7 protein-coding genes and 1 pseudogene are annotated in these 11,408 nt (G+C 67.1%); 4 read left to right on the top strand and 4 right to left on the bottom strand.

Going from position 1 to position 11,408, the window contains the following annotated elements; genetic code table 11:
* Positions 1-130: 130 nt before the first annotated feature.
* Positions 131-1,705 (top strand): IS4 family transposase, encoded by a 1,575-nt coding sequence (locus OG747_RS33940; RefSeq protein ID WP_405885827.1) that lies wholly within the window; start codon positions 131-133, stop codon positions 1,703-1,705.
* 41 nt (positions 1,706-1,746) lie between these two features.
* On the opposite strand, the pseudogene OG747_RS33935 reads toward OG747_RS33940, so the two are convergent.
* Positions 1,747-2,241, bottom strand: a pseudogene (locus OG747_RS33935) (IS630 family transposase); the annotation flags it as partial.
* 301 nt (positions 2,242-2,542) lie between these two features.
* Between OG747_RS33935 and OG747_RS33930 the strand changes: the two are divergent.
* The 3 genes from OG747_RS33930 to OG747_RS33920 all read left to right on the top strand — a co-directional run bounded on the left by OG747_RS33930 (position 2,543) and on the right by OG747_RS33920 (position 7,118).
* A complete protein-coding gene (locus OG747_RS33930) occupies positions 2,543-2,890 on the top strand; it encodes a hypothetical protein (RefSeq protein ID WP_405883175.1) in 348 nt (115 codons plus the stop codon).
* Between the two features lie 104 nt (positions 2,891-2,994).
* Positions 2,995-3,762 carry a transposase gene (locus OG747_RS33925; protein ID WP_405883174.1) on the top strand — a complete coding sequence of 256 codons (768 nt, stop codon included), beginning with the start codon at positions 2,995-2,997 and terminating at the stop codon, positions 3,760-3,762.
* A gap of 452 nt (positions 3,763-4,214) precedes the next feature.
* Positions 4,215-7,118 (top strand): AAA family ATPase, encoded by a 2,904-nt coding sequence (locus OG747_RS33920; protein ID WP_405883173.1) that lies wholly within the window; start codon positions 4,215-4,217, stop codon positions 7,116-7,118.
* 132 nt (positions 7,119-7,250) lie between these two features.
* On the opposite strand, the gene OG747_RS33915 is transcribed toward OG747_RS33920, so the two are convergent.
* The 3 genes from OG747_RS33915 to OG747_RS33905 are packed head-to-tail and all read right to left on the bottom strand — an operon-like array spanning position 7,251 to position 11,408.
* Entirely contained in the window at positions 7,251-7,385 is a 135-nt protein-coding gene (locus OG747_RS33915) for a hypothetical protein (protein ID WP_405883172.1), read from the bottom strand.
* Between the two features lie 47 nt (positions 7,386-7,432).
* Positions 7,433-8,428, bottom strand: coding sequence for a hypothetical protein (locus tag OG747_RS33910; RefSeq protein WP_405883171.1), 996 nt, complete (start codon positions 8,426-8,428; stop codon positions 7,433-7,435).
* Between the two features lie 16 nt (positions 8,429-8,444).
* Positions 8,445-11,408: an NHLP bacteriocin export ABC transporter permease/ATPase subunit gene (locus OG747_RS33905; protein ID WP_405883170.1), complete on the bottom strand. Its 2,964-nt coding sequence runs from the start codon at positions 11,406-11,408 to the stop codon at positions 8,445-8,447.

The following is an 11,408-nucleotide window of genomic DNA, read 5'->3' as shown; positions in this document are numbered from 1 at the left end:
ATTTCCGACGCAGAACAACGGAGCTCGTTGGTACAGGCAGTCGACCAAGACAGCTTGTTCCCGAGGAGCTCCGTTGCCGTCTCATCATGTCCTGTCCGTCCCGGTGGTGACCATCACCCGTACGGTCACCATGGCCGCGGGGAGGTTCGCGCCCGGCCATCTGGGTGAGCTGACGGCCGTCGTGCCGTTCAAGCTCATCGACGCGGTCCTTCAGCAGACCCGTAGCGTGCAGAGGCGGCTGCGTGATCTTCCTTCGCGCGTCGGGGTCTACTTCCTGCTCGCGATGTGTCTCTTCCCCGAGGTCGGCTACCGGCTGGTCTGGGACAAGCTGACCGCCGGGCTGGCCGGGATGCCAGTGGTCTCTCCGACGCCGAAGGCGCTGCGTGATCTGCGCCGAAGGCTGGGCTGTGCGCCGGTGCGGGCGTTGTTCGACGTGCTCGCCGGGCCGCTGGCCCGGCCGACGACCCCAGGAGTGCGGTTCGGCCCGTACCGGACGGTGTCGTTCGACGGCTGCAGTTCGCAGAAGGTCCTCGACACGGAACGTAACCGGGCCTGGCTGGGCCGGACCTCCCACCACGGCTATCCCACGCTGGAGTTGATGACGCTGGTCGAGACCGGGACGAGGGCCCTGATCGGCGCGGTCTTCGGCCCCACCACCGAGGGCGAGACGAGTTACGCCGCCCGTCTCCTGCACCTGCTCCGGCCGGACATGCTCGTGCTGTGGGACAAGGGCTTCGACGGCAACAGCTTCCTCGCGGCCGTGACCGCGACCCGCGCCCAGTTCCTGGGCCGGCTTCGCAGCAACCGGCGCACCCCGGTTCTCGCGCGTCTGGCTGACGGCTCGTACCTGTCGGTGATCGGCACCGTGAAGGTGCGAGTCATCGATGCGCAGATCACCGTGACGTGCACCGACGGCACTGTCTTCACCGGCTCCTACCGACTGGCCACGACCCTGACCGACCCGCGTCGTTACCCCGCCGCTGTGCTGGCGAACCTCTACCACCAGCGGTGGGAACACGAATCGGCGTACTACGCGCTCCGCCACACGATCCTGGCCGGGCGTGTTCTGCGCTCCGGCGACCCGGTTGGCGTCGAGCAGGAGATGTGGTCGCTGCTGACGCTCTACCAGGCACTGCGGATCGTCATGGTCGATGCTGCCGAGTCCCTTCCGGGCACCGACCCGGACCGCTGCGGGTTCACCATCGCCTTCCAGACTGCCCGTGACCAGGTCATCCAGGCCGCCGGTATCGTCACGCACTTCGCCGCGGTGGGTCTCATCGGGCAGCGGGTCCTGGCCGACTTGCTCCCGCCCCGACGACAGCGAGTGAGCACCCGCAAGGTCAAATCACCGATCTCCCGCTACAGCGAGCGACAGGACGACGGACGGCCCGACGCCGGCCGCACCGTCACCGTCCTCGACATCACCGTCCTCGAACCCCCGGATCCGCAGCCCGTCTTGCCTACCCGTTCCCGGGACGACAGGCACACCGTCCCCACCCAGCGACGCAGGCATCGGATCCTGGCCCTACTCCAGGAAGACCCCACCCGCCTCTGGCGCCCCCGCGACATCGCCGCACACTTCGGAGACGTCACCCTGCACACGATGTATAGACAGCTCTCCCGATGGGCCGAAACCGGACTCATCCACAAGATCGGTCCCGGCCTCTACGCCGCCACCACATGGACGTCAACTCCCCTTGCGTGACCTGCGAAAACGCTAACTACCCGGCCTTGGGGGAAGCCCCGATCGAGGTACAGGCCCACCACGTCGCGGACCTTCTCGACGAACTGTGGGTCCTTGCTCAGCTTGAAGGTGTCGACCTGGTGCGGCTTGAGGCCGAAGGTGCGCCAGATCCGTGAGACCGTCGACTGGCTCAGCCCACTCTGCTTCGCCATCTCGCGCGTGGACCAGTGCGTGGCACCCTTCGGCGTCGCCTCCAGGGTCCGCACGATCACGTCCTCGACCTGCTCGTCGGTCACCGTGCGCGCCGGGCCCGGCCGCTTCTCGTCGGCCAGGCCCTCCAGCCGGTTGGCCGCGAACCGCTTCCGCCACGTGGCCACCGTGGTCGGGTGGATCCCGAGGTCCGCGCCCACCGCAGTGTTCGACAACCCGTCAGCGCACGCGAGGACGATCCGGCAGCGCAAGGCCAGAGCCTGCGCGGACGTCGCCCGCCGTGACCAGCGCAGCAACGTCTCACGCTCGTCATCCGTCAGGACCACTTCGACCGTCGGCCGACCCATGCGCGCCATGAGCCAAGCATACTTCTACAGCTTTCCTAAGACTCGGGACACTAGGCGAAGAGCCACTGGGAGAACGGCGGCTGGCCTCATGGGAACTGAGGCCAGCCCCCGCCGCGTGTATCCCCACTCTGCTTCTCCTACACGCGGATTTGGGCACGCAGTACTCGACGGCCGCCCGCCGACGCGGCAACCGCGCGCGGAACTCCCCGAGTACCGCTTCGATGCAACCGACTACGATGCCGAGATCGAGCGCGCAGAGAACGACCACTCCTGGGCCTGGCCGGCTCGAAATACCGCCCGATTGATAGCTGCCGGGCTGCGCGAGCAACCCGACCTCCTCACCCGATGGGACGGCCAGGTCGGCTGGATCGGCACCGACTTCCAGGATCAGGACTCGACCGTGGTCTCCTTCATGTACTGGCCGGGCCTTGCCACCGGGCAGCGGGACAAGGACGGCCCCTGGCTGCAGTTCATCTGGAGTCTTCCCGACGACGGCACACCTCCCGAGAATCAGGCTGCCGTGGCACTGCAGCAACTCGCCGAGCAGGACCCGAAGACCTACGCGCAGGTCAGGGGCGGCAGCCGTGAGTTCGCCAAGACACTCGGCTTCCCATGGCCCGAACCAGCAGACCCGGGAGAGAGCGCCTGACCGAAATCATCCGGCCTGCGACGCGCTCCCCGGCAGGAGAAGCGGCGCGTCTCCGGGCGCGTCGCAGGCGGTCAGATGCGGTAAGACCCTGATGGCACTACCCGGTGCACGCCTGCCCCTATACCCCGGCCCATCACTTCCCCCGCGGCAAGAACGACCCGGGCTTTCGCACGAAACTGCAGATCGCGGCCGGCCTGGCGACCCGGGCCAAGGCGGCCGGGCTGGTCTTCCGCGCGGTGGCCGCCGACTGCGCCTACGGCGACCAGGACAGCTTCCGCGCCGCCCTGCACGCCGCCGGCCTGCCGTTCGTGACGGCCCTCAAGCCCCGGCACGGAACCTGGGCCTACGGCCCCCACGCCCACACTCCCGTCGACGCCGCCCGCCTCCTGGCCTGGCAGGATCCCGAACACCCCGGGGACTGGTCACGCATCGAGCGCACGTTCCGCGACGGGCACACCGCCACCTGGTGGGCCGCCGAGGCCTCCTTGGGCTGGTGGGGCCCGGACGGGAACGTCCGCCTGGTGGTGGCCACCGCCGACCCGGCCACCCTGCCGGCCAAGGCCACCCGGTACCTGGCCACCGACCTGCCACGTCCGGGCTCCCCACGTGTCGCCGAATCGCCCCACCCGCCCGCCGCCCTCGCCGAGACCGTGCGGATCTACGGGCTGCGGCACTGGGTCGAGCAGAGCTACAAACAGGTCGAGGACGACCTCGGCCGGGCTGACTTCCAGGTCCGCTCCGACACTGCGATCCAGCGCCACCAGGCCCTCGTGAACTGCGCGTTCAGCTTCTGCTGGAACACCTGGTTCGCCCCGCCCCGCCCGCTCCGGCCACCCCGCCATCCGGACTTGACGCACTGCCAGGCCCGTTAGAGAGGGGGAGAACCGGAGTCCCAGCAGCCCCAACCGGCCTGCTGGCCCCAAGCACTCCGGGCCGTCCGTGGCTGGCTGACGCCCTGGTCCACGCTGCAACGCTACTGGCGGGCGGTATCACTGCCCGCATGATCACTGTCTGCTGCGCCACAGCCGTGACCCCCCTCGCCGTGCATGCCCCGGAAGCCGGTGGCACCCCCCAACCGTGATCGGTGCACAGGAAGGAACACCATCCCGCCGTAGCCGCCGATACGGCATGACGACCGGAACTTCAGGCAAGCTGCATGCGTACGGCATGGTGTCCGGTCTGACCGCCACATTGGATAGCGGTGCACCCACGCGAGATCCACGCAAAATTCTGCAGAGACCCATGTAATCTGCGCAAGAGGCTGGAGGCCTGGACTGGATCCCGACAGAGACTGTCGGCCAGGCAGGCTGCAGCAGGAGAAACTATGGCAACACACTCAAATGTGCTGCGCGGCCGGGACAGCGAACTCCTATCCATCAGAAACATGCTGGCGTCGGCCACCCGTGGCACTGGAAGCCATGTCATCGCCTGGGGCGGCGCCGGATCAGGGAAGTCCGCTCTGCTCAGCGCCGCAGGCTCGCTGGGACGTAACCAAGACTTCGTGGTCATGCAGGCACGTGGGACATACGCGGAACACCGGCGCCCGTTCACCATCGCTCGTCGCCTGTTCGAGTCGTGTCGGGCGCAGATCGATCCCGATCCGGTGATGCGACTGCTGGACTCACTCCCCAAGGAAGCACGCGACGCCCTCACGGCCACTGATCAGCTCCAGGATTACTCCGAGCGCTTGCACCGGGATCTCGACGTCCTGGACACTGCTCTGGCTCAGACGGCCAACCAGGGGCGGCCCCTGCTCATCGTGGTGGACAACGTCCACTGGGCGGATCACCAGTCCATGTGCTGGCTGGCGACGCTCGCCGAACGTGTGGAGTACCTGCCCGTCGCCCTGCTGACGAGCATTTGCGGTGGAATTCCGGGCACGGACCCGCATTTGCTTGACGAGTTGCGAGTTACCAGCCAACAGCAACTCCGCCTCGGCCGACTCGGTTTCAGCGACACGGCGGCCGTCCTGGAGGAGCGGCTGGAGGCCCCAGCCGTGGACGAGACGTTCGTCGCGGCCTGCCTACGGGAGACGGATGGCAACCCTCTGCTCCTCACCGAACTGGCCCGCCAAATCCGAGATTCCGCCTCAGCGCTCACTCCCGAGGCGGTCGGCCGACAGGCCGAGAGCCCCTCAGAGACGCTAGCGATGGCAATCAAAGTGCGCCTGCGCAGAATCTCCCCGAACGCGCTCAGCATGCTGCGGGCCGTCGCTGTGCTCGACGGGCAGGCCACCCACGAGCGCGTGGCGGCCCTGAGCGCCGTCACGCTCGCAGAGGCGATCACAGGCTGCCAGGCCATGACGCAACTGGGCCTGCTGGCCGCCGCACCGCCGCAGGTCAGGGTCGCCCAACCGCTGCTGCGGACGGCCATCATGCGCGAGCACGCCTACACTGCCCTGCAAGCAGTCCATGAGCAGGCCGCAAAGCTCCTGCAGGCGGACGGGGAGTCGGACGCGACTGTCGCCGAACAGCTGTTGGCGAGCGGGCCATTGAATGAGCCGTGGGTGCCGGGGATGCTGCGTTCGGCGGCCCAGTCCGCACTGGCCGAAGGCGATCCGCACACCGCTGGCCTTTACCTTCGGCGCGTCCTGACCGAGTCGCTCCCAGCCGACGAGCGCATGGCCGTACTCATCGACCTCGCAGCGGTAAGCAGCAGAACTGACCTGGCCGAGACTTCACGCAACCTGAGCCGGGCCGCAGCGCTGGCGCCGCCCGGCACCGTGCACCGGCTGATCAGACCGGACGACTTCGTCCTGCTGATCCTGTCGGGACGTACGGATCAGGCCGCGGCGATATTCGGCGAGATCTCAGCGGACCCGTCCGGCCGCTCACGCAGCCCTCTGGAGACCAGGTGGCGGCTGTTGACCGAGGCCCACTCACCCGACGCGGTACGCGGACTCCTCTCGGAACTACGCGAGGAAAGCGGCGGCGGGGCGCTGGCGTTCGGTATCGCAGCCCTGGTCGAGTCCCTCGCAGCGTGCTCGGCCGACTCCCACGGCCCCAACGAATGCCCCGATGCGCCACAGGCCGACGGCTCACATCAACGTCTCGGTGCCCGCGCCATCACCCTGCACCTGGCCCGGAAAGCCTCCGGAATTTACCCCTCCACCGCGGAGAGCGTGGCTGGGCACCTATTCGCTGCCGCCGCCCTGGCGTTGGCTGGTGAATTGGGCGGCGCCCGTGCCCTCTGCCAGTCCGCCCTGTCGGCAGCTCAACGCTGGCAGCACTTGCCGCTCCAGGCCCTCGGCCTGATCGTCCGGGCCGCCATCACACTGGGCCTGGGTCGGCGGTCCGACGCATTGCAGGACGCACGAGCTGCCAATGATCTTCTCAGCCGGTCCGGTGTGAAGCGCGGTTCGCTGCTTTCCGACCTCTGCCTGACATTCCTCTTGCTGGCCTCGGTCGACGCCGAGGGCCACGCGGAAACGCTCGCCGTACTGGAGCAGGCGGACCTGTCCGGCTCGCCGGCATCAGGTGTGCGGCTGGGCTACCTGCTGCTGGCGAGGGGGCGGTTGCGGCTGGCCGCGGGGTACCCAGAGGAGGCTGTTGAGGATCTGCTCGCGAGCGGTGAGCTTCTTACGCAGCACTGCGTCAACAACCCCGCGGCCGCGCCCTGGCGCTCCGCTGCGGCGGAGGCATTGCTCCTCTGCGGGCGGGACGCAGAGGCGCGGTCCTACGCTGTCCAGGAGGTGGCGCTGGCCCGGGAGTGGGGCTCGGCGGTGCACCTCGGCGCCGCGCTGCGGGTACAGGCGGCTGTTTCTCCTGGTCTGGATCAGCTGGCTCTGCTAGAGGAGTCGGTCGGCCTGTTGGGCGCGACGGACGCAAAACCCGAACAGGCCCGGACCCTGCTGAGCCTTGGACGACTGCTCGCGCAGCGCGAAGAACTCACCCGCGCTCGCCAAGTTCTGCGGGAGGCATTGGAGTTGGCCGAATCGGTTGGTCAACACCAAGAGGTGGCCATCGCCAAGCGGGAATTGCTCGCCGCGGGCGGACGGACACGCCGGGCGCCCCGGGACGGGCTGGCCAGCCTGACCGGATCCGAGTTGAAAGTTGCAAAGCTGGCACTCGCGGGCAAGACCAACCGCGAGATCGCGACCATTCTCTTTGTGCAGCAGCGGACGGTCGAGATCCATCTGACCAACACATACCGCAAGCTCAATGTCGAAGGTCGCGATCAGCTGACCACTGTCTTCAAAGCCGAATCCGGCACCACCATCCCAGACTGACCGCGCGGCCACCGGCGTCGGTAGCCCTGACGGGCCAACCAACCCGCAGCGCACTGGACCGGCACCTACCCGAATGCCCGCTCCCCGCCGGGAGCGGGCATTCGTCGGTTCGGGCAGCAGCCGACGTACGGTTCAGAGGTACGGCGGGTAGGTGGTCTGCCCTCCGTCGCCCGCATCGACTTCGTCGAGGTCGGTGTCGTCGACCTCGATCGACTCCTCGTACCCGGTCGGCTCCCCGGTCTGGGCCTGGGTGTCGTTCCCACTCATGCACTGTCTCCGCTCTGTGTGTGACGGGTGTGTGGTTTTCCCGCGACTTATTTCTTGATGGAAACGGCCGTTTCGCTATAGCCGAGCACCGTCACTCCGGTGCCGGAGGATTTCTTCGGAATGTACGTCATGAAAGTCTCGATCCGGCTGATGAGAAACTTCTTCGCCGATGCTCCGCCAGGCTTTGCCAAGAGTGCCGCATCATTACTTCCGGCTCTCAGGGAGACTATACCGTCCGACTTTTTCGGCACAAGGGAATCCTTGACAATATTTGCCGAGAAAACCAGGGCGCCACCGTCCGAAGTGCGCAGCGAATATCCTTTGAAGGAGTCTTTCGCCAGGGCTCGAGAAAGGACCTCGTCGCGTTGCCGGAGCACCTTCACGCCCAGCGTGTAGCCGGCCCCGAGCTGCTCGTCCAGCGCGGCGCTGTGTTGGAAAGTGTCTTTGCCCTGCAGGCCGCGCTGGTAGTGCGCGAGGATCGCCGATGCAAGCTTGGCGGGCTCCATCAACAGGTCGCTGACGTTGCCGGGTGCCGAGGCCGTGCCGTTGGTGCTTACGGCAAGGTCTGGCACGTCCCCCGTGGGAGTCAGGGAGTAGGCCACCTTCCAAGGCGAGGTGGAAGTGGATCGTACGTACACCGAGTAGGTCGACTGAGGGCCCGGTACGCCACCACGGACCCTGGTTGACACGGTCAGGAACCAGTTGGGATCCGCCCCACCGGGAATGTAGACGACCGGGCTCTTGCTCTCCATGCGCGGGACGGTCTGGTGCAGAGCGTCGGTAATCTGCATCCACGCACGGTCCGCGGTGAGCAGCGGCGGCACTTCGATCCTGGTCAGCCCCGGTCCATCCAGGTGGGCGTTGACCGTATTGTTGCCCTGGTCGTAGGCGCGTACCGCGGCCAGCGCCTGCTCCTTGGTCAGCCCCTGCGCCGTCCGCTGTGCCGCGGGGTTGACCTGTGTCGTGGCCCCACACCCGGTGAGGCCGAGGCCCACGAGGGGGCCGAGGACCAGCAGGGCGCACCGTACGGTTCTGCTCTTCATGGGATATCCACTTCGGCTATTGGATCTGGCGTTGGATGAGCTGGTGAAAGATGCCGCCGGTGTCGGCGAGGAGCTCAGCCGGCGTACCGGACTGGGCGATCCGCCCCTCCGACAACACGACGATCTGGTCGGCCTCCAACACTGTGGACAGGCGGTGCGCGATGACCACCCGGGTGGCGTGCAGACTCCTGGTGCTCTCGGTGACGATGCGCTGGGTCTCGTTGTCGAGTGCGCTGGTGGCCTCGTCGAAGAAGAGGATGCGCGGGCGCCGGATCAAGGCCTGCGCGATCACCAGGCGCTGACGCTGACCGCCGGACAGCGTGCTGCCATCTCCGATCAAGGTGTGCATGCCCATCGGCATGGCCTCGATGTCCTTGCGCAGCCCTGCCATGTCCGCGGCTTCCCATGCCTCGTCCATGCTGTAGTTCTGAGCGCCGGTGATGGCCTGCAGGATGCTGCCCGTGAACGGCTTGGCTTGCTGGAGAACAACGCCGCACTGCCGGCGGACCGCCGCAAGGTCGAGCGAGGACAAGTCTTGGCCGTCGTAGAGGATGCTCCCGGCGAGCGGCTGCTCGAAGCCGAGCAGCATCCGCAACAGCGTGGACTTGCCGCAGCCGCTCGGGCCGACGATGGCCACCATGTCGCCGGCCCGGATGCGGAAGGAGATGTCCTGCAGCACCGGAGGAGCACCTTTGGCGTAGGCGAAAGACAGGTGGTTGATCTCGATGGCACCTGAGAGTTCACCGGGCGGGATGCTTCCCGCGACCGTCTCCAACGGTTCCTCGAGAATGGGGCGGATCCGGTTCATGATGGGCACGATGTTGATGACGCCGGTGACCGAGCTGGTGACTTGGACCACCGCAGCGATCATGATGCCGAATCCGGCATTGAAGGCGAGGAAATCTCCTATAGAAATACTGCCACGCAAGGGACCGCAGATGGCGAAGAATACGATAAGGGTACATAGCGGCAGATAAGCGGCGTTGAAGACCGCGATCGCGTTCTGGTAGTGGCCGATGCGCTTCTGGACTTCCTTCTGCCCGGAGAACCGCTTCGCCCAGTTCGCATAGGCCCGGTCCGTGGCGTTCGCGACGCGGAGTTTGGGGAGGCCACGCAGGGTCTGAAAAACCTGATCGGTGAGGGTGAAGCCCATCTGGAGGGACCTGGTCTGCCAGACCATCTGACGCGAGCCGAGAATGACGAACACCGCCACCCCGATCACCAGGAAGAAGGTGGCGAGCAACGCCAGCGGTACGCTGAACCAGAACAGAACGGCAAAGTTGATCACGGCGACGACGCTGGAGTACAGCAGGGTTGCGCTGACGTCCATGAGGACGGCCCGGATGTTCTCGATGCCGAGTGCCGCGCTTGCCAACTCACCGGTGCTGTACCGCTTGAAGAAGCCCGTCGGCAGTCGGAGCAGCCGGTCCCACAGCGCCGCCTGCAGGATGGATTCGAACCGGCCCTCGACTCGCAGGAGCGCCAGGTTCTGCAGGATGCCGAAGCCGGCCGATGCGAGTGCGGCAACCAGGAGTCCGGCACACAGCTGGACGATTAGCGTGCTCTGGGCGGCGGGGATGAATGAGCCCAGTACCTTGCCGGTGCCGTACGGCACCAGGACGCTCAACCCGACCGCGATGGTCGCGCTGAGAGCCATCATTCCCAGATCACCGCCGCTGCCGCGCACGCCATGCCGCAGAAACCGCCAGCCGGAGACGGAATCTGTCAATGGCTGGTAGAACATCACCGCCCGGTCCTCGTACGCGGGCGCGGCATCCGCGCAGACGGCGGCCCACTCCCCCGTGATCCCATCGACGGCGTAGTACCGCCCGCGCCGCCACATCAGCGCAACCGGGGTGTGATCCTTGTGCAGGTGCCCCACGAGCGGGCCGATATTGGTACGCCACCACTGGTCCTTGAGGACGACCGTCCGGGTACGGAAGCGGGAGCGGACCGCAATGCGCTCGACGGGACCGATGTGGCGGTTAGGGGGTTCCCCGGCGCTGTCGACGAGGGTGATTCCCATGGCTTCGGCGATCAGGCGGCAAGCCGCCGTAGTCGGGTCCTCATCAGCGGTCTCCCCGGACCGTGACGGGTGCGCGGTCGGGGTCAGTACGGCGCGAAGCGAGCGTTCGGCATGTTCGCTCGACAGGCGGGTGGCCTCACCACCATCGAGGATCTTGCGTTCCTCGACGTGGCCCCGGTGTTCGACCGCCCGGTCGACCAGGTACATGGTGGAGTTCGCCGTTTGCAGCAGGTACTTCCAGAAGGCGCCTTCGGCCATGAGCTGCCTGCTGGAGCGAACCCGGATCCGGGCGGAAGAGTCCGTCGACACCCAGGAGCGCTCACCGATCGCCACGAAGTCGCCGGCCCGGCGCTCGCTGAAGCCGCTCTGGCCGTGAGCCGCCACCCGTCCGTGCAGGACGTCAACCCATATGAGGCCGTCGATCGACCGCGCCCGCTGCCCGGCGGCCAGTACGGTCTCCGTACCGCCTGCGAGGGGGACGAAGTCGCGGGGCGGAAGTTCCCCGCCTCGCAAGAACTCGTGAAACACGGCCAGCCCGCGGTCCACACCGTCGGCCACGGCGTCCGCCTCGGCCACAAGCGCGTCGCCAGCCGGTCCCTGGGAAGTGTCGCCCTGATGCCGCCGGACGAGATCACTCACCATCAACATGCTGAGGCCGGCGTCTTCGAGCGGCCGCAGCACGAGGCTGTGGCGCGGGCCCTCGGGGGGAGGCAGCAGCATCGTGCCGGTCTCCAGCCTGCCTACGAAGTGCCACTGTCCGCCGTGCTCAGGCGCGTCCACCGCAAACAGGTCCAGCGCCCCGGCGTCGACCAGCCACAGGGTATTGCGGCCCGAAACCGTGATGACACGTTGAGTGCAGTCAATCGGCTGGCCCAGGTCGGCCAGGCCACGCAAGTCGACGGTCCGGCCGTCCGTGACGGTTCCGGTCCCCGAGGTAATGACGGTCTCTTTCAT

Source organism: Streptomyces sp. NBC_01384, from assembly GCF_045040035.1.
GTDB lineage: Bacteria > Actinomycetota > Actinomycetes > Streptomycetales > Streptomycetaceae > Streptomyces.
The sequence above is the reverse complement of the archived record's forward strand: the minus strand, read 5'-3'. Positions and strand labels throughout refer to the sequence as shown.

Coding starts and splice junctions, on each gene's coding strand:
- OG747_RS33905 (WP_405883170.1), bottom strand. CDS start 11,408: ATGAAAGAGACCGTCATTACCTCGGGGACCGGAACCGTCACGGACGGC.
- OG747_RS33915 (WP_405883172.1), bottom strand. CDS start 7,385: ATGAGTGGGAACGACACCCAGGCCCAGACCGGGGAGCCGACCGGGTAC.
- OG747_RS33910 (WP_405883171.1), bottom strand. CDS start 8,428: ATGAAGAGCAGAACCGTACGGTGCGCCCTGCTGGTCCTCGGCCCCCTC.
- OG747_RS33940 (WP_405885827.1), top strand. CDS start 131: ATGGCCGCGGGGAGGTTCGCGCCCGGCCATCTGGGTGAGCTGACGGCC.
- OG747_RS33920 (WP_405883173.1), top strand. CDS start 4,215: ATGGCAACACACTCAAATGTGCTGCGCGGCCGGGACAGCGAACTCCTA.